General features: G+C 69.0%; 17 protein-coding genes and 1 rRNA gene. 3 read left to right on the top strand and 15 right to left on the bottom strand.

Features of this window, described 5'->3' with window-relative positions; genetic code table 11:
• Window positions 1-153 precede the first annotated feature (153 nt).
• From ABZ896_RS47210 to ABZ896_RS47190, 5 genes are all read right to left on the bottom strand, one after another.
• Window positions 154-1,860 carry a bifunctional uroporphyrinogen-III C-methyltransferase/uroporphyrinogen-III synthase gene (locus tag ABZ896_RS47210; protein WP_360943685.1) on the bottom strand — a complete coding sequence of 569 codons (1,707 nt, stop codon included), beginning with the start codon at window positions 1,858-1,860 and terminating at the stop codon, window positions 154-156.
• On the bottom strand, window positions 1,857-2,816 hold the full coding sequence (hemC, locus tag ABZ896_RS47205; protein WP_360943682.1) for a hydroxymethylbilane synthase: 960 nt from the start codon (window positions 2,814-2,816) through the stop codon (window positions 1,857-1,859). The genes ABZ896_RS47210 and hemC overlap by 4 nt, the downstream gene beginning before the upstream one ends.
• Complete coding sequence (locus ABZ896_RS47200; protein WP_360943679.1) at window positions 2,813-4,507, bottom strand: glutamyl-tRNA reductase; 1,695 nt, start codon at window positions 4,505-4,507, stop codon at window positions 2,813-2,815. The genes hemC and ABZ896_RS47200 overlap by 4 nt, the downstream gene beginning before the upstream one ends.
• Window positions 4,504-5,292 carry a redox-sensing transcriptional repressor Rex gene (locus ABZ896_RS47195; RefSeq protein WP_360943676.1) on the bottom strand — a complete coding sequence of 263 codons (789 nt, stop codon included), beginning with the start codon at window positions 5,290-5,292 and terminating at the stop codon, window positions 4,504-4,506. The genes ABZ896_RS47200 and ABZ896_RS47195 overlap by 4 nt, the downstream gene beginning before the upstream one ends.
• Before the next feature lie 209 nt (window positions 5,293-5,501).
• Complete coding sequence (locus ABZ896_RS47190; protein WP_360943687.1) at window positions 5,502-5,798, bottom strand: glutaredoxin family protein; 297 nt, start codon at window positions 5,796-5,798, stop codon at window positions 5,502-5,504.
• A gap of 106 nt (window positions 5,799-5,904) precedes the next feature.
• Between ABZ896_RS47190 and ABZ896_RS47185 the strand changes: the two genes are divergently transcribed.
• The 3 genes from ABZ896_RS47185 to ABZ896_RS47175 all read left to right on the top strand — a co-directional run bounded on the left by ABZ896_RS47185 (window position 5,905) and on the right by ABZ896_RS47175 (window position 9,361).
• Window positions 5,905-6,831, top strand: coding sequence for an HAD-IB family hydrolase (locus ABZ896_RS47185; protein ID WP_360943673.1), 927 nt, complete (start codon window positions 5,905-5,907; stop codon window positions 6,829-6,831).
• A 314-nt stretch (window positions 6,832-7,145) separates the two neighbouring features.
• Entirely contained in the window at window positions 7,146-7,916 is a 771-nt protein-coding gene (locus ABZ896_RS47180) for an ECF subfamily RNA polymerase sigma factor, BldN family (protein ID WP_360943670.1), read from the top strand.
• A 233-nt stretch (window positions 7,917-8,149) separates the two neighbouring features.
• Window positions 8,150-9,361, top strand: a complete 1,212-nt coding sequence (locus tag ABZ896_RS47175; protein ID WP_360943667.1) for a DUF5667 domain-containing protein — start codon at window positions 8,150-8,152, stop codon at window positions 9,359-9,361.
• A gap of 46 nt (window positions 9,362-9,407) precedes the next feature.
• On the opposite strand, the gene ABZ896_RS47170 is transcribed toward ABZ896_RS47175, so the two are convergent.
• The 10 genes from ABZ896_RS47170 to rrf form a co-directional block, all read right to left on the bottom strand.
• Window positions 9,408-10,460 carry a lysophospholipid acyltransferase family protein gene (locus tag ABZ896_RS47170; protein ID WP_360943664.1) on the bottom strand — a complete coding sequence of 351 codons (1,053 nt, stop codon included), beginning with the start codon at window positions 10,458-10,460 and terminating at the stop codon, window positions 9,408-9,410.
• A gap of 14 nt (window positions 10,461-10,474) precedes the next feature.
• Entirely contained in the window at window positions 10,475-11,554 is a 1,080-nt protein-coding gene (locus tag ABZ896_RS47165) for an NAD-dependent epimerase/dehydratase family protein (RefSeq protein WP_360943661.1), read from the bottom strand.
• Window positions 11,555-11,743: 189 nt separating this feature from the next.
• Entirely contained in the window at window positions 11,744-11,842 is a 99-nt protein-coding gene (locus tag ABZ896_RS47160; protein ID WP_003948845.1) for an AURKAIP1/COX24 domain-containing protein, read from the bottom strand.
• Between the two features lie 178 nt (window positions 11,843-12,020).
• Entirely contained in the window at window positions 12,021-12,230 is a 210-nt protein-coding gene (locus ABZ896_RS47155; protein WP_016437488.1) for a helix-turn-helix domain-containing protein, read from the bottom strand.
• 129 nt (window positions 12,231-12,359) lie between these two features.
• Window positions 12,360-13,175 (bottom strand): phosphatase, encoded by an 816-nt coding sequence (locus tag ABZ896_RS47150; RefSeq protein ID WP_360943658.1) that lies wholly within the window; start codon window positions 13,173-13,175, stop codon window positions 12,360-12,362.
• 148 nt (window positions 13,176-13,323) lie between these two features.
• Window positions 13,324-14,496, bottom strand: coding sequence for an acetoin utilization protein AcuC (locus ABZ896_RS47145; protein ID WP_360943655.1), 1,173 nt, complete (start codon window positions 14,494-14,496; stop codon window positions 13,324-13,326).
• Window positions 14,465-15,658 (bottom strand): MFS transporter, encoded by a 1,194-nt coding sequence (locus ABZ896_RS47140; RefSeq protein ID WP_360943652.1) that lies wholly within the window; start codon window positions 15,656-15,658, stop codon window positions 14,465-14,467. Before ABZ896_RS47140 ends, ABZ896_RS47145 begins: the two co-directional genes overlap by 32 nt.
• Window positions 15,659-15,724: 66 nt before the next feature.
• The gene (locus tag ABZ896_RS47135) at window positions 15,725-16,444 is read right to left on the bottom strand and encodes a VC0807 family protein (RefSeq protein ID WP_360943649.1); all 720 of its coding nucleotides are present in this window, start codon (window positions 16,442-16,444) and stop codon (window positions 15,725-15,727) included.
• Between the two features lie 69 nt (window positions 16,445-16,513).
• Window positions 16,514-17,158, bottom strand: a complete 645-nt coding sequence (locus ABZ896_RS47130; protein ID WP_360943646.1) for an HAD family hydrolase — start codon at window positions 17,156-17,158, stop codon at window positions 16,514-16,516.
• 62 nt (window positions 17,159-17,220) lie between these two features.
• Window positions 17,221-17,312 (bottom strand): 5S ribosomal RNA (gene rrf / locus ABZ896_RS47125); the annotation flags it as partial.

Raw genomic sequence — 17,312 nt, 5'->3', positions numbered from 1 at the left:
GTCCGTTACCGAGCACATCCGCAAAAGAGAGAACCGCCGGACCGAGGACGGATACCCCCCGCCCCCGGCCCCGACCCACCACCGAACCGTGGGCGTTCTTTTAGGGGCGCGGGGAACTGCGCAAAAGACGCGCACCCCCACCGCCCCGCAGACTCACGTGGTCGTCCGCCGACGACGAGCCCCCGGCCGCCGCTCACTCGGCCGAGTAACCGGATCCCCCGCCTCCACAGCCGCAGCCCGCCGCTTCACCCCAAAGTCCGCCAACGCCTCAGCCAACTTGTGCACAGACGGCTCAGGCGCCATCACATCCACCCGCAGCCCATGCTCCTCGGCAGTCTTAGCCGTAGCAGGCCCAATACAGGCGATCACCGTCACGTTGTGCGGCTTCCCGGCAATCCCCACAAGGTTCCGCACAGTGGACGACGAGGTGAACAACACCGCATCGAACCCACCCCCCTTGATCGCCTCCCGAGTCTCAGCCGGCGGCGGCGACGCCCGCACAGTCCGATAAGCCGTCACGTCATCCACCTCCCACCCAAGCTCGATCAGCCCGGCAACCAAGGTCTCGGTAGCGATGTCCGCACGAGGCAGAAAAACCCGGTCAATCGGATCGAAAACGGGGTCGTAAGGAGGCCAGTCCTCCAGCAACCCCGCAGCAGACTGCTCCCCGGACGGCACAAGATCCGGCTTCACACCAAACGCGACAAGCGCCTTGGCCGTCTGCTCCCCCACAGCCGCAACCTTGATCCCAGCAAAAGCACGCGCATCAAGCCCGTACTCCTCGAACTTCTCCCGCACCGCCTTCACCGCATTCACCGAGGTAAAGGCAATCCACTCATACCGCCCGGTAACGAGCCCCTTCACGGCCCGCTCCATCTGTTGAGGCGTCCGAGGCGGCTCAACGGCAATCGTCGGCACCTCATGCGGCACAGCACCGTACGACCGAAGCTGGTCGGACAACGAGGCCGCCTGCTCCTTCGTCCGCGGCACGAGAACCTTCCAGCCGAACAACGGCTTGCTCTCGAACCACGACAGCTGCTCCCGCTGAGCCGCGGCGGACCGCTCCCCGACCACGGCTATCACCGACCGCCCACCGTCCGGCGACGGCAGCACCTTGCCCTGCTTGAAGGTCTGCGCGATGGTCCCGAGCGTCGCGGTCCAGGTCCGCTGCCGGGTAGTGGTCCCCGCAACGGTGACGGTGATCGGCGTATCAGGCTTACGCCCGGCGGCAACGAGCTCACCGGCAGCAGCACCCACGGAGTCCAGGGACGTGGAAACAACCACGGTCCCATCAGACGCCCCCACCTCCGTCCAGCACCGATCAGAAGCGGTACGGGCGTCCACGAACCGAACATCGGCCCCCTGCGCGTCCCGCAGCGGCACACCGGCGTACGCGGGCACGCCCACCGCCGCGGCCACCCCCGGCACCACCTCGAACGGCACACCCGCACGGGCGCACGCCAGCATCTCCTCGGCGGCGTACGTGTCGAGCCCGGGGTCCCCGGACACCGCACGCACGACCCGCCTGCCGCCCCGCGCGGCCTCCATGACAAGATGTGCGGCATCCCGCACAACGGGGAGTCCAACGGCTGTTGACGCACCGTCAACAACCTTTAGCTGAGGCGTGCCTGTGCCCGGAACGGGGTCCGAGGAGGACTCCGAGTCCGTGTTCACGACGGCAACGCCCGAACGGGCGTGGGTCCGTACGACGTCGAGCACCTCGTGCCCGGCGACGAGGACGTCCGCGCTCGCCAGCGCCTCCACGGCGCGCAATGTCAGCAGTCCCGGATCTCCGGGTCCGGCACCCAGGAAGGTGACGTGCCCGTGTTCAGGACCGGCGGGAAGGGTGGTGGGGCTCACTGTGCTCGCTCCCCCATCAGACCGGCCGCGCCCTGGGCAAGCATCTCGGCAGCGAGTTCACGGCCGAGCGCCATTGCTTGGTCGTACGTCTCGGGCACGGGACCGGTGGTGGACAACTGCACCGTGCGCGAGCCGTCGGTCGTGCCGACGACGCCCCGCAGGCGCATTTCCTTGACAATCTGCCCGTCGGCCAGCAGGTCGGCCAGCGCGCCCACAGGGGCGGAGCAGCCGGCCTCCAGGGCGGCGAGCAGGGACCGCTCGGCGGTCACGGCGGCCCGGGTGAACGGGTCGTCGAGCTCTCCGAGCGCGGCGACGAGGTCCGCGTTGTCCGCGGTGCATTCGATCGCCAGTGCCCCCTGGCCGGGGGCGGGCAGAACCGTGTCGACCGACAGGAAGTCGGTCACTTCGTCGATCCGGCCGATGCGCTGCAGTCCGGCCGCAGCGAGCACCACCGCATCGAGTTCACCATCGCGCACGAACCGCATCCGGGTGTCGACGTTCCCCCGGATCGCAACCGTCTCGATATCAAGTCCGTGCGCGCGGGCGTACGCGTTCAGCTGGGCCATGCGCCGAGGCGAACCGGTACCTATGCGGGCGCCGCGGGGCAGGTCGGTGAACTTCAGGGCGTCCCGGGCGACGAGCACGTCACGCGGGTCCTCGCGCTCGGGGACCGCGGCCAGCGCCAGCTCGTCGGGCTGCCCGGTCGGCAGGTCCTTCAGCGAGTGCACGGCGAAGTCGACCTCGCCCTTGAGCAGGGCTTCGCGCAGCGCGGTCACGAACACGCCGGTGCCGCCGATCTGCGCGAGCTGCTCCCGCGACACATCGCCGTACGTGGTGATCTCGACGAGTTCGACGGGCCGGCCGGTGAGCCTGCTCACCGCCTCGCCCACCTGCCCGGACTGGGCCATGGCGAGCTTGCTCCGCCTGGTCCCGAGCCGTAGCGCGTTGCTCCTCATGCCGGCCCTCGGTCTTTCTCATGGTCGGTGCTGTCCTCGGCGCGGGAGACGGCGGCCACCGTCTCGGGGTCGAGGTCGAACAGGGTCCGCAGCGCGTCCGCGTACCCGGCACCGCCGGGCTCGGCCGCGAGCTGCTTGACCCGTACGGTCGGCGCGTGCAGCAGCTTGTCGACCACGCGCTTCACGGTCTGCGTGATCTCGCCGCGGTGCTTGTCGTCGAGCCCGGGCAGCCGCCCCTCCAGCCGCGCGATCTCATTCGCCACGACATCGGCGGCCATGGTCCGCAGCGCGACGACGGTCGGCGTGATGTGCGCGGCCCGCAGCGCGGCCCCGAACGCGGCGACCTCGTCGGCGACGATACGACGGACCTGGTCGACGTCGGCCGCCATCGGCGCATCGGCGGAAGCCTCGGCCAGCGACTCGATGTCGACCAGCCGCACCCCGGCCAGCCGGTGCACGGCGGCGTCGATGTCCCGTGGCATGGCGAGATCAAGCAGAAACAGCGAGGGAGCCGGCCGCGGAATCTCGGCAACGGGCTCGGGCCTGCGCCGCTCGGGCACCCGCCCGACGGTGGCGGCGGTGGCGGCGAGCGCGGCGATGGCCTCGGCTTCCTGGACAGGGTCGACGCCGGGCCCCTGCGGCCGGGGGGCGTTGTCCACCCAAGCGGCATGCTGCTCCAACTCGGATGCAGCGATCCCCGCGACAGCAGCCTCACCGAGCACGGAGAAACCGGCGGTGGCGGGCATCGGGGACAGGTCAAGCGGACAGCTCTCCTCGCCCCCCTGGTCTGCGGGCAGTCGTGCCGCTTGGGCGGCACGGGTGGGCGCAGACGGCACCCCGAAAGCGCCGGGCTGCGCGTCCAACCCCCGCCCAGCAGCAACGGCCTCAGCTGTCAGCACCAGGCCGGTAGCACCCGTACAAGACACCACAACATCGGCACGTGTCAGCTCGTCCGACACCGAATCCATCGGTACCGCACGGGCCACCACGCCGCCGGCTTCGTTGAGAATCTCCACCAGCCGCGAGGCCCGCTCAGCAGTCCGGTTCGCGACGACGATCTCCGAGACCCCCGCCCGGGACAGCGTCGCCGCAGCCAGCGAGGACATCGACCCGGCCCCGATGACCAGCGCCTTCTTACCGCGAGCCCAGCCCTGCACATCCCCACCGGAGGCCAACTGCTCCAGCCCGAACGTCACCAGCGACTGCCCGGCCCGGTCGATCCCCGTCTCGGAGTGCGCCCGCTTCCCCACCCGCAGCGCCTGCTGGAACAGGTCGTTCAGCAGCCGCCCGGCGGTGTGCAGATCCTGCGCCTTGGCCAGCGAGTCCTTGATCTGCCCGAGGATCTGTCCCTCGCCCACGACCATGGAGTCGAGCCCACAGGCGACGGAGAACAGGTGATGAACGGCCCGGTCCTCGTAGTGCACGTACAGATAAGGGGTCAGCTCGTCCAGCCCCACCCCACTGTGCTGGGCCAGCAGCGTGGACAGCTCGGCAACACCCGCGTGGAACTTGTCCACGTCGGCGTACAGCTCGATCCGGTTGCACGTGGCGAGCACGGCGGCCTCCGCGGCCGGCTCCGCCGCGACCGTGTCCTGGAGCAACTTCACCTGCGCATCGGCATGCAGCGCCGCCCGCTCCAGCACACTGACCGGAGCGCTGCGGTGGCTCAGCCCGACGACGAGAAGACTCATGCCGGCATCACGGCGGGTACGTCCCCGTCGGGCCCTTTGTCGGCGGAGGCGGAGGCGGATGCGGAGCCGGAGTCACCCCGCGCGGCGACAACCGCCCCGGCACCATCGGCAGCGGCGGCCTCCTCGCCGGCCTTGCGCTGCTCGTGGAACGCGAGGATCTGCAGCTCGATGGAGAGGTCGACCTTGCGCACGTCGACACCGTCCGGCACGGACAGCACGGTCGGCGCGAAGTTCAGGATGGAGGTGACCCCGGCGGCCACGAGCCGGTCGCACACCGGCTGGGCCGCGCCCGCGGGGGTGGCGATGACACCGATGGACACACCGTTGTCCTCGATGATCTTTTCCAGGTCGTCGGAGTGCTGCACCGGAATCCCCGCGACCGGCTTCCCGGCCATCGCCGGATCCGCGTCGATGAGGGCCGCGACCCGGAATCCACGGGAGGCGAACCCGCCGTAGTTGGCGAGCGCGGCACCGAGATTGCCGATGCCGACGATCACAACCGGCCAGTCCTGGGTCAGCCCCAGCTCGCGGGAGATCTGGTAGACGAGATACTCGACGTCGTAGCCGACACCGCGCGTTCCGTAAGAACCCAGGTAAGAGAAGTCCTTGCGCAGCTTCGCGGAGTTGACCCCCGCGGCGGCGGCCAGCTCCTCGGAGGAGACCGTGGGTACCGAGCGCTCCGACAGTGCGGTCAGGGCTCGTAGGTACAGCGGAAGCCTGGCGACGGTGGCCTCGGGGATCCCTCGGCTACGGGTCGCCGGTCGGTGAGTTCGGCCAGTTGCCACGGTGCTCCTGCGGGTAGAGCGGGGCTGTGGGCGGTCATGCGTCCCCAGACCGCCCCGTCGAATGCAGGCTATGTCTTTGTGAACGCGTGCACAAAGATGGTGTCCGATTTGCCCGGCCAACGTGACCGGGGTCACGCACGTCTCTCTTGGAGGCAAAACCGCACACTTCCCTCAATAATCCCGCCCCCGAGACCAAGTCGCCATCGATCCTAAGCGCTCAAGGCCCTACGGAGACGCCCCTCGTCCACGCGCCAGAAAGTGTGCTGCTCCCCGTCGACGAGTACCACGGGGATCTGTTCCCAGTACTGGTCGTGGAGTTGAGGATCCTGGTCGATGTCCTTGTACTCCCAGGGAACCCCGAGATCTCCACACACCTTCTCGATGACGGACTGTGCGTCATCACACAGATGACAGCCCGGCTTACGGATCAGCGTGACGAGCCGCGCTGCGTGAAGACTGGGGTCCTTGGCCTGCTTGCGAGGAAAGAGGGGACTCATGCCGGCCATTCTCCGCCCGCCGACGGGCATGGTTTAACGGCACGGTCTCGGAGAGTTCACACCCTTCAAACCTCGCGACTCCGGAACCACCGAACAGACTGGCTATGCTCACGACATGGCCGCTCTCGGATGGCTCACTCCCCGTAGGCGCTCCGCCACGGCGCGAAGCGTGTTGGCAGGCGAGGCCTCGGCGGAGGCCGCGCGCAAGTCGGTCCCCGACACGGTCTCCGATTCCGTCTCCGACGCGGAACCGGAGTTCCCCGTGCTCGGCGACGACAAGGCCGCCGCCTTCTTCGACCTGGACAACACCGTGATGCAGGGTGCGTCCCTCTTCCACTTCGGCCGTGGCCTGTACAAACGGAAGTTCTTCGAGACCCGCGACCTCGCGAAGTTCGCCTGGCAGCAGGCCTGGTTCCGCCTCGCCGGCTTCGAGGACCCCGAGCACATGCAGGAGGCCCGGGACTCGGCCCTGTCCATCGTGAAGGGCCACCGCGTCGCCGAACTGCAGTCGATCGGCGAGGAGATCTACGACGAATACATGGCCGAGCGCATCTGGCCGGGCACCCGCGCCCTCGCGCAGGCCCATCTCGACGCCGGGCAGAAGGTGTGGTTGGTCACAGCGGCCCCGGTGGAGATCGCCCAGGTGATCGCCCGCCGCCTCGGCCTGACCGGCGCGCTCGGCACGGTCGCGGAGTCGGTCGACGGCGTCTACACCGGCAAGCTGGTCGGCGAACCGCTGCACGGCCCCGCGAAGGCGGAGGCGGTCCGCGCCCTGGCCGCCGCGGAGGGCCTGGACCTCTCCCGCTGCGCCGCCTACAGCGACAGCCACAACGACATCCCGATGCTCTCGCTGGTCGGCCACCCCTACGCGATCAACCCGGACACCAAGCTCCGCAAGCACGCCCGCCAACTCGACTGGCGGCTGCGCGACTACCGCACCGGCCGCAAGGCGGCGAAGGTCGGCATCCCCGCGGCGGCGGGCGTCGGAGCGGTGGCGGGCGGCACGGCAGCGGCGATCGCCCTGCACAAGCGCCGCCGCTAACCAGGCAAACACACCAATACACGGGTTTTACCGGCGTAACCCCGTGTGCAGCGGCGTTGGCTGCACACGGCCACAACACGCCCTGTTCCCTGGCAGTACGTGACCGTTTTCGATCAACAACCGGTCACGCTGCGGCACTTGAACGGGTCCCAATCGGTTACAGAAGCGACGTAATCGATGAATAGAGCAACTGGGTGTAGCAGTGCCTGCACTAAGCGTTATTCTCCTCAGACGCAAACCGGTACCCCTCCGTCGCTACGACGGGTGAACGGTCCCGCACTGCACGTGATGCAAGCTCTGCCTCTGGGAGTCCCGTGTCCTCACACGTCGGGGTTGACGCCTCGGGCCTGGCTACGCTGCGCGCAACGGTCCAAAACCTCCTGCGCTTCGTCCCCACCGCGTACGCCGTCCCCGTACTTGCCGTAGCCACGGCACCGATCGGCCCGTGCTACGCGCTGGCGGAAGGTTCCGCGGCCGTCGGCAGACGAGGGCGTTCGACCGGTGCCGCAACGGCCCGCCGTCCTGCCGCGAACAGCGACAGCGCCCGCATGATGGACCTGGTCGAACGCGCCCAGGCCGGCGAGGCCGACGCCTTCGGCCGGCTGTACGACCAGTACAGCGACACCGTCTACCGGTACATCTACTACCGGGTGGGCGGAAAGGCGACCGCCGAGGACCTGACGAGCGAGACGTTCCTGCGCGCGCTCCGAAGGATCGGCACCTTCACCTGGCAGGGCCGCGACTTCGGCGCCTGGCTGGTCACCATCGCCCGCAACCTCGTGGCCGACCACTTCAAGTCGAGCCGGTTCCGCCTGGAGGTCACCACCGGCGAGATGCTCGACGCCAACGAGGTCGAGCGCTCCCCCGAGGACTCCGTCCTGGAGTCACTCTCCAACGCCGCGCTGCTCGACGCCGTCCGCCGGCTCAACCCGCAGCAGCAGGAGTGCGTGACCCTCCGCTTCCTCCAGGGCCTCTCGGTCGCCGAGACCGCCCGGGTGATGGGGAAGAACGAGGGCGCCATCAAGACCCTCCAGTACCGGGCCGTGCGCACCCTGGCCCGGCTCCTGCCGGACGACGCCCGCTGAGCGAACACGTCTGGTCACCATCAACTCGCTCTCGGTGAAAGTCCGTTGACTCCCCGATCCGATCATCCTCAGTCCGTAACCCAAGTGCCGCGCCGCTCGTTGTGCGGGATGCAGGCTCCCTGTGGTCACTCCCTGGCCGACATCGATCACCCGATCGTGTGCATGTGGTCAGGGTGTGCAACCCTCAGGACCCCCTGGGGAGTCGACCGTCATGACGAGAGGAGGTGCCGCCAGTGATCGCGAACGTATCGGCGCACCGGCGGGCGAACGCCTTCGCCCAGGCCATGGAGGAGCAGTCCGACCGGGACCCGGCGGCCGAACAGTCCGAAGGACGTACGGCCCCCACCGCGGAACAGACCGAGCAGGACCGTCTGTTGGCCCTCGCGGAGTGTCTCGGCGAGCTGCCCAGGCCTGAGCTGGACCCCGAGGTCAAGGTCGTCCAGCGGGCCCAGCTGGTGGCCGCGATGGAGGCCATGCTGCTGGCGGGCGGGGCGGACGCCTCGGTGCCCGAGCAGCGCTCCCACCGGGCCAAGGGCGCCCACCGGGCGAGCCCGCTCGGCAAACTGCGACCGCGTTCCCGGCTCACCAAGGGCCTGGCCGCGGGCGGCCTGAGCGTCGGGGTCGCCGCCGGAGCCTTCGGCGGAGTCGCCGCCGCGAGCTCCGACGCCCTCCCCGGGGACTCGCTGTACGGCCTCAAGCGCGGCATCGAGGACTTCAAGCTCACCTACATGTCCGAGGGCGACGACGAGCGCGGTATGGCCTACCTCGACCAGGCCTCCACCCGGCTCAGCGAGGCCCGCCGGCTGATGGAGCGCGGCCGCGGCGGCCATCTGGACCACGAATCCCTGGGCGAGATCCGCCGCACCCTCTCAGGGATGCGGCACGACGCCTCCGAGGGCCACCGGCTGCTCCACGAGGCGTACGAACGCGACCCCGGCTCGCTCGGCCCCATCCAGGCCCTCGACGCCTTCTCGCGCTCGCACCGCGAGGCCTGGGGCGCGCTCCGCGACCGGCTGCCGGTCCAGCTCGGCGACGTCGGCGACCAGGTGTCCGAGGTCTTCGACGCCATAGACCAAGAGGTCGCCCCGCTCCAGTCCCTGCTCCCCCAGCCGCCCGCGCAGACCGGCGGCGGCAGCGGCCAGCGGCAGGGCTCCGGTTCGACGTCCTCGGACTCCTCCACCGGCTCCGGCCGGTCGACGGCCCCGGGCGGCGGCGGTTCCTCGGAGCACAGCGGCGAGAGCGGCCCCAGCAAGTCGGCCACGTCCGGCAGCGAGGACGACGGCCTGCTCGGCGGCAACACCGGCGGCCTCCTGGACCCACCGAAGGACACCGGCACAGCCTCCCCGTCCACATCAACCCCGACCACCGAGCCCGACGTCACCCTGCCCCCGCTCCTCCCCGGCCTCTTGCCGGGCCTGGGCATCGAGGGCGAGGACGCGAACTAACTGCCACGGGGGTGCCTCTCTCGCGAGGGGCGCCCCCGTTGCCGTATCAGAAAAAGACCGACCGCCGCTGCACCAGCAGCTTGTAGAGCGTGTGCTGGATCTGTTCCCGCACCTGGTCCGTCAGGTTGAACATCAGCATCGGGTCCTCGGCGGCCTCCGGCGGATAGCCGTCCGTGAGGATCGGCTCGCCGAACTGAATGGTCCACTTGGTCGGCAGCGGGATCGCGCCGAGCGGACCGAGCCAGGGGAAGGTCGGCGTGATCGGGAAGTACGGGAAGCCGAGCAGCCGGGCCACCGTCTTCGCGTTGCCGATCATCGGATAGATCTCCTCCGCGCCGACGATCGAGCACGGAATGATCGGCGTCCCCGCCCGCAGCGCCGTGGAGACGAACCCGCCGCGGCCGAAACGCTGGAGCTTGTAGCGGTCGTTGAACGGCTTGCCGAGCCCCTTGAAGCCCTCCGGCATCACCCCGACCAGCTCGCCCTGCTGGAGCAGCCGTGCCGCGTCCTCCGCGCAGGCCAGCGTGTGACCGAGCTTGCGGGCCAGCTCGTTGACCACCGGCAGCATGAAGACGAGGTCCGCGGCGAGCAGCCGCAGATGCCGGCCCGCCGGGTGGTTGTCGTGGACGGCGACCTGCATCATCAGGCCGTCCATCGGCAGCGTCCCGGAGTGGTTGGCGACGATCAGCGCGCCCCCCTCCGCCGGGATGTTCTCGACGCCCTTCACCTCGACCCGGAAGTACTTCTCGTACACCGGCCGCAGCAGGGACATCAGGACCTGGTCGGTCAACTCCTCGTCGTAGCCGAAGTCGTCGACCTCGTAGTCGCCGGTGAGCCGCCGCCGCAGGAAGTTCAGGCCGCTCGCGACCCGGCGCTCCAGGCCGCCCTCGTCCCCCGCCCGCTCCGGCGGCTGTTCCTCACGCGTCACAGGAACATCATCCTGCGCGGGCGCGCCGCTGGGCAGGGGCTGGACCTCGCGGACCACCGCGGGTTCGGCACCCTTGCGCCGGCTCCCCGCGCTCCGGCGCCGCTGCGGCCGCGGTACGGCACCCGCACGGGACCGGTCGTCGTCGAACGGAATGACCTTGGCATCCGCCATCGTTGATGCGCTCCTCAGTTGGCGCTCTGCGTCGGGGGGTGGCCTGTCGGGGTGTGGCCGCTGCCCGCGAGCTGCGGCAGCGCGGCGATCCGGTCGACGGCCCCGGCGAGGGCCTCCGGCGGCAGCAGCCCCGGGCCCTGGCTGCGCGCGAAGTCCGCGAAGGTCTCCGCCGTGGTGTACTTCGGCCGGAATCCGAGCGTCTCGCGCATCTGGGTCGTCGCCACCACCCGGCCGTGGGTCAGCAGCCGGATCTGCTCGGGCGAGAAGTCCGTCATCCCGAGCGTACGGACCAGCGATCCGGCCCAGGTGACGGCCGGCAGCAGCAGCGGCACGGTGGGCCGGCCCAGCCGCCGCGAACACTGCGAGAGCAGCAGCACGCCGTCGCCCGCGATGTTGAAGGTGCCGCTGTTGAGCGTGGACCGCGCCGGTTCGTGCGAGGCGATCCTGAGGACCTCGATCACGTCGTCCTCGTGCACGAACTGGAGGCGCGGGTCGTAGCCGAACACGGTCGGCAGCACCGGCAGCGCGAAGTACGAGGCCAACGGGGTGTCGGCGGTCGGCCCCAGGATGTTCGCGAACCGCAGCACACACACGGCCACATCGGGCCGGCGCCGCGCGAACCCGCGGACGTACCCCTCGACCTCGACGGTGTCCTTGGCGAACCCGCCGCTCGGCAGCGACTTCGGCGGGGTGGTCTCCGTGAACACCGCGGGATCGCGCGGCGCGGAACCGTACACGTTGGTACTGGACTTCACGACGAGCCGTTTGACCGTCGGCGACTTCTGACAGGCACCCAGCAACTGCATGGTGCCGATGACGTTGTTCTCCTTCAGCGAGGCCCGGCTGCCGCTGCCGAGCGGCGTCCCGGTCACATCCAGGTGGACGACCGTGTCGGCGGCCGTCTCGGCCAGCACCCGCGCGATACCGGGCTGCCGGATGTCCGCCTGGATGAAGTCGGCCCCGCCCAGATGGTGCTCGGGCGGCACCGCGTCCACCGCGACCACCCGGTCGACCTGCGGGTCACGCTGGATCCGTCGTACGAACCGGCCCCCCAACTGACGGGCCACTCCGGTCACGAGCACGACCTTTCCCAAGATCAGCGCCTTCCTTTAAGCCCTAGGGTCTGTTCGCGTTCCCCGTGGCGGCCAACTTAGCGGGTCGATGTTGCGCTGTGATGACCGCCCACTGCACGAGGTGACGACATCCAGCCCACGGGGTTATGCGTGTGGCCCCCCACCGGATTCGGGTGGGGGGCCACAATCACGCTACTTACGCGGCGTCGCTTACTTCTTGTTGCGACGCTGAACGCGCGTGCGCTTGAGCAGCTTGCGGTGCTTCTTCTTCGCCATCCGCTTGCGCCGCTTCTTGATAACAGAGCCCACGACTACCCTCGCTCACTTCTCATCACTCGGTGCTGGGCATCATGGGCCCATACGACCTACGAGGGGCTAGCCTACCCGCCCGAGCGCTGAGGTCGTAATCGAGGTGAACCGGGGAGATCGGGCAGGGGTCCGCGAGTGCCCTGAGACCCCTGAGGGGACCTCCCCGGAACCACAGTCGTCAGGCCGTCTCCACCCCCACATAACTCTCGCGGAGGTACTCGTGAACCGCGTTCTCGGGGACGCGGAAGGACCGCCCCACCCGGATCGCGGGCAGATGACCGCTGTGCACCAGCCGGTACACGGTCATCTTCGACACTCGCATCACCGAGGCGACCTCCGCCACGGTAAGGAACTGAACCTCGCTCAGAGGCCTCTGTTCAGCAGCCATGACACACCTGAACCTTCCGCACTCGACGGCCACCGGCTTCCCCTTCCGGTGACTCTTCGTCGTTGCGTGCTCACTCCCCAATGTAGGGGCGGGTGATGCAAGTGGGGAAGAGGTGCACCCATCGGCGGCCTACTGTGACAGACACGCTCGATTGAGTACGTAGCGGGTCAGCGGCAGGTAGTAATCAGACCGCACAGCGTCATCAAGTGGAACGACGACGGACACGGCCCCCTCGGCCTCCCCCACAAAGAGCGCGGGGTCATCCGTATCGGCAAGACCAATGGCCTCAAACCCCAGCTGACCTGCTCCGCAGACCCAGCCGTGATCCCCGATCACGAGCTCCGGAAGCGGCCCGCCACTCTCGGCCGCGGCGGCCAGCGCGGTCCGAACCGGGAGCGGTGAATGCGTGTGTGCGCCCGGCTCACCACCGGAGCTCTTCGCGTCCGGTTCCCGCACGAGCGCGACTCCTCGTACGTAGTCAAGGTTGTACGTGCGTAGACCGAACCGGGTCGTTATGTCGACACGGCGACCATGCGCAGGGGTGAGGACGGTACATCCCGCCGCCGAGAGCGCGTCCGCGAGAGCGGCGTAGAAGCCGAGCAGTCGGTGCGGATGCCCGGTCCCGATCAGCACGGGGCCGCTGCGCTGGGCAACTGCCGCGAGGCGCTCCGCGAAGGCGTCCAGCGCGGCGAGCGTCCGGTCGGGATCGATCAAATCATGCCCGGACCTATGACTCGGATCGCTCGAAACACCGCACTTGTCCGCCATGAGCCCGATCAAATCCCGCTCACTCCACGACCATTCAGGATCAATCCCGATCAACACCCGCGGATCCCGAGCCGCGAACAACCGATAACTCCGCAGACTCTCCTCCCGAGAGGTGGCCACGGCCCCGGCCAGACGAGCAGCAAGCAGATGGGCGCGCAGGGCGCCGGTACTCAACACGGGAGTGATGGTGGCGAAGAGGACCGAGGGAAGTGAGAGGAACAGGGAAAATTGGCGCAGTTGGCGTAAACCCCCCTAGGGGCGCGGGGAACTGCGCGACCAGCCACGACGGGCCCGCACCCGCCAACCCGGAGGGCGAGGCACCCCCTTAGGCCAACAACCCCCGCAACGGAAAAACGGCCCGCCGAGTAGCAAGCACCGCCTGATCCAACCGATCCGCAGGGTCATACCCCGCATCCCACTCCGCGTACGACACAGGCCACCGCCCATCAGTCATCCGCGCCGGCGCCAGCTGCCGAGTCCGAGCGAACACCTCCTGCCGCCAAGACTCCGGCACCTCAGCAGCCGGCTCAACAGGCCGACCCGCCGCGATCGCCACCAAGTGCGTCCAGGACCGCGGCACCACTTCCACCACCGCGTACCCCCCACCCCCCAGCGCGACCCACTTCCCCCCGGCGTACTCGTGCGCCAGTTCATGACACGCGACCTGCACAGCCCGCTGAGCATCCAGAGACACCGCGAGATGAGCCAGCGGATCCTCGAAATGCGTATCGGCCCCATGCTGGGTCACCAGCACATCCGGCCGAAATTCAGCAATCAACTCCGGCACCACGGCATGGAACGCCCGCAACCACCCCGCGTCCCCGGTCCCCGCCGGCAACGCCACGTTCACCGCGGACCCCTCCGCCGAGTCCGCCCCGGTCTCCTCGGGCCACCCGGTCTGCGGAAAGAGCGTGCGGGGATGCTCGTGCAACGAGATCGTCAGCACCCGAGGGTCCTCCCAGAACGCCGCCTGCACCCCGTCCCCGTGATGCACGTCGACATCGACATAAGCGACCCGAGAGGCCCCCAACTCCAGCAACCGAGCAATGGCCAGCGACGCGTCGTTGTAGATGCAGAACCCCGACGCACCCCCCGGCATCGCGTGGTGCAGCCCGCCCGCGAAGTTCACCGCGTGCAGCGCGTCCCCCCGCCACACCGCCTCCGCGGCCCCCACCGACTGCCCCGCGATCAGCGCCGAGACGTCGTGCATCCGCGCGAACGCCGGATCGTCCATCGTCCCCAGCCCGTACGACTGGTCGGCCGCCCCGGGATCCACGGAGGCCGCCTTCACGGCCTCGACGTAGTCCTCCCGGTGCACCAGCCGCAACGTCGACTCCCCGGCCGCCTTCGCGGCCACGACGTCCACGTCCCGGTCCAGCCCGAAGGCCTCCACCAACCGTCGGGTCAGGGCAAGTCGGACCGGATCCATCGGATGGTCCGGACCGAAGTCGTAGCCCGTTACCGCTTCATCCCACATCAACTGTGCGCGGCCGCTCATGCCCGCCACCGTATCGGTCCGGTTGAGCGGCGAACGACTTGGCGTACACCAGCGTCACCAGCACCAACAGCATCGGCACCAGCATGGCCCCGCGATAGCTCCAGGCGTCCCCGAGCGCCCCCACCAACGGCGAACCGACCAGGAACCCCACGTAGTTGAAGACATTGAGCCGCGCCACGGCCGCATCGGACGCCCCGGGGAACAGCCGCCCGGCCGCCGCGAACGTCTGCGGCACCAGCACGCACAACCCCATCCCCAGCAGCGTGAACCCGAGCATCCCCACCCACGGCCCGGGCGCCACGGCCACCACCGCGAACCCCCCGGCCGCCACCAGCGCCCCCAGCCGTACGACCGTCGCCGCCCCGAACCGCCGTACCCCGAAGTCCCCGACGGCCCGCCCGATCAGCGTGGTCACCATGTAGACGTTGTACGGCACGGTCGCGAGCTGCTCACTGCTCCCCAGCACGTCCTGGAGGTACTTGGCACTCCAGTTGGAGACGGTGGAGTCCCCGATGTACGCGAAGGTCATCACCAGACAGAGCGGCAGCAGCAACTTGAAGACGAGCGGCTCCCCACCCTCCGCCTTCTCCGCTACGACGGTCCCGTCCCCATCGACATACCACCGGCTCCCCACCAGCGCCGCCGGCAGCAGCACCAGCACGACCGGCAGATAGGACACGAACAGCGCGAGGTGCCAGTGCGCCCCCACCCAGGCGAGCGAGGCCCCGACGATCCCGCCGAGGCTGAACACCGCGTGGAAGCTCAGCATGATGCTGCGCCCGTACGCCCGCTGCAGACTCACCCCGAGCATGTTCATGGACGCGTCGAGCATGCCCACGGCGAGCCCGAACGCGGCGAGCGAGACCCCCAGCTCGACCAGCGAGTCCCCCGCGCCCACCCCGAGCAGCGCCAGGAGTACGACGGGCTGGGCCCACCGCAGCAGCCGACTGGGCCGGATCCTCTTCACCAACTGCTCGGTCGACACGCTCCCGACCCCGGCGAGGACCGGCACGGCCGCCAGGAAGGCGGGCAGCAGCGCGTCGGAGACCCCGTAGCGGTCCTGGATGGCCGGAATCCGGGTGACCAGCAGAGCAAAGGCGACGCCTTGCGCGAAGAAGCTGAACGCCAGTGAGGCCCTACCGCGCCGCAGCACATCTGTCATGGCGGCGAGCGTAGGGCCCCAACGTACTCGTGGGTAGATCCAGCCAAAGATGAATTTCCCTCAGCTTTACTCGGCGAGCGCGACGGCGGGGCGGAGAGCAGGGCGTTCGACGCTCTGAGCTGCGCTGTCGTGCTGGACGGCCTGGGCGGCGGCTGCTTCGGCGAGCAGCATGCGCGCCATGGGCCCGGCGGCGAGCGCCCCGCTCACGAGGAACGCCAGACTCATCGAGACGACCATGATGACCGTCCCGAGCCAGACCATGGTGTCCACCGGCAACGTGTACGCCCCCACGACCCGCACCACGCACTCCCCCAGCAGTACGACCCCCCACACCACTGAGAAGACCCGCTCGGCCCGCCGGAACTCCACGGACCCCTCGGCCAGCCGCGCCCAAGCGGCCTCCCGCTCGGCGATCCCCTTCACGAGCCAGGGCTTCATCCCGGCGGTCATCATCGGCCGCCCCATCACCACGGACACAAGGATGCCGATCCCGACCACACTGCTGACCCCGCTCTCCTTGGCGAGCATCAGCCGCGGATCCCCGGCGACCAGGCTGAGCAGCAGCCCGACGACGTTCACGAAGAGAATCAGCACCGCGAGCCCATTGAGCGCGCGCTCCCTGACCACGCCCCACACGGTCCGCAGCGCCGGCCCGACACTGCTCCACCCCAGCGCGGCGAGCGTGCTCATCCCGAGCCCGTCCTTGAGCAGGTAGTACGAACCGATCGGCACGGCCACGTCGAGAAGCAGCGGGACCAGGGCGTTCTTCTTCGTCGTCTTCGTCATGCCCTCAGCTTCCCGCCGAGACCCCGACCCCCACTAGAAACGATCGTCCGGAGCTCCACATGACAAATGTCAGACGAGCAGGTCGGCCAACTCCCCCATGTTGGAGAAGAGTTGCGTGGCCCCCGCGAGCTTGTCGGCAGGAGTCATAGCAGTGAACCCATAGACATCCATATGAGCCGAGTTGGCGGCTTGCACCCCCAACGGACTGTCCTCTACGACGACACAGCGCCGAGGCTCGCCCCCCATCCGCTCGGCCGCGTACAGGAAGAGATCCGGCGCCGGCTTCCCCCGCCCCACGTCCTGCGAACTGAAGATCCGCTCGTCCTCGAACCACCGGTCCAGCCCGGTCGCCCGATGCCCGACCCGGATCCGCTCATGACTCCCGGAGGAGGCGACACAGTACGGCACCCCGTCCGCCGCCAGCTTCTCCAGTACGCCCGCGACACCGGCGACCGGCTGCAACTCCCGCTCGAACGCGGCAAAGACCCGAGCGTGGAACACGTCATCGAAGTCCTCGGGCAACCGCTGTCCGGTCCGCTCCAGGACGAGCTCATGGATCCGGTGCATGGCGGAGCCCATGTAGTCGCGGATGGAGTCCTCGTAGGAGGTCGGATGCCCGAGCTCGGTCAGATAGGCGGCGAGATGCCGGTTGGAGATCGGCTCGCTGTCGACGAGAACACCGTCATTGTCGAAGATCACGAGGTCATAGCGCATGCCATTGACCCTAAACGCAGAAAACCCCCGTGCCGAATGGCACGGGGGTTTTCTCAAAAATTGTTCGGCGGTGTCCTACTCTCCCACAGGGTCCCCCCTGCAGTACCATCGGCGCTGTAAGGCTTAGCTTCCGGGTTCGGAATGTAACCGGGCG

The organism is Streptomyces sp. NPDC047072, assembly GCF_040643855.1.
Taxonomy (GTDB): Bacteria; Actinomycetota; Actinomycetes; order Streptomycetales; family Streptomycetaceae; genus Streptomyces.
This window is presented reverse-complemented; position numbering and strand designations above follow the sequence as displayed.

Coding starts and splice junctions, on each gene's coding strand:
- hemC (WP_360943682.1), bottom strand. CDS start 2,816: ATGAGGAGCAACGCGCTACGGCTCGGGACCAGGCGGAGCAAGCTCGCC.
- ABZ896_RS47200 (WP_360943679.1), bottom strand. CDS start 4,507: ATGAGTCTTCTCGTCGTCGGGCTGAGCCACCGCAGCGCTCCGGTCAGT.
- ABZ896_RS47190 (WP_360943687.1), bottom strand. CDS start 5,798: ATGGCCGGCATGAGTCCCCTCTTTCCTCGCAAGCAGGCCAAGGACCCC.
- ABZ896_RS47185 (WP_360943673.1), top strand. CDS start 5,905: ATGGCCGCTCTCGGATGGCTCACTCCCCGTAGGCGCTCCGCCACGGCG.
- ABZ896_RS47170 (WP_360943664.1), bottom strand. CDS start 10,460: ATGGCGGATGCCAAGGTCATTCCGTTCGACGACGACCGGTCCCGTGCG.
- ABZ896_RS47155 (WP_016437488.1), bottom strand. CDS start 12,230: ATGGCTGCTGAACAGAGGCCTCTGAGCGAGGTTCAGTTCCTTACCGTG.
- ABZ896_RS47145 (WP_360943655.1), bottom strand. CDS start 14,496: ATGAGCGGCCGCGCACAGTTGATGTGGGATGAAGCGGTAACGGGCTAC.
- ABZ896_RS47140 (WP_360943652.1), bottom strand. CDS start 15,658: ATGACAGATGTGCTGCGGCGCGGTAGGGCCTCACTGGCGTTCAGCTTC.
- ABZ896_RS47135 (WP_360943649.1), bottom strand. CDS start 16,444: ATGACGAAGACGACGAAGAAGAACGCCCTGGTCCCGCTGCTTCTCGAC.
- ABZ896_RS47130 (WP_360943646.1), bottom strand. CDS start 17,158: ATGCGCTATGACCTCGTGATCTTCGACAATGACGGTGTTCTCGTCGAC.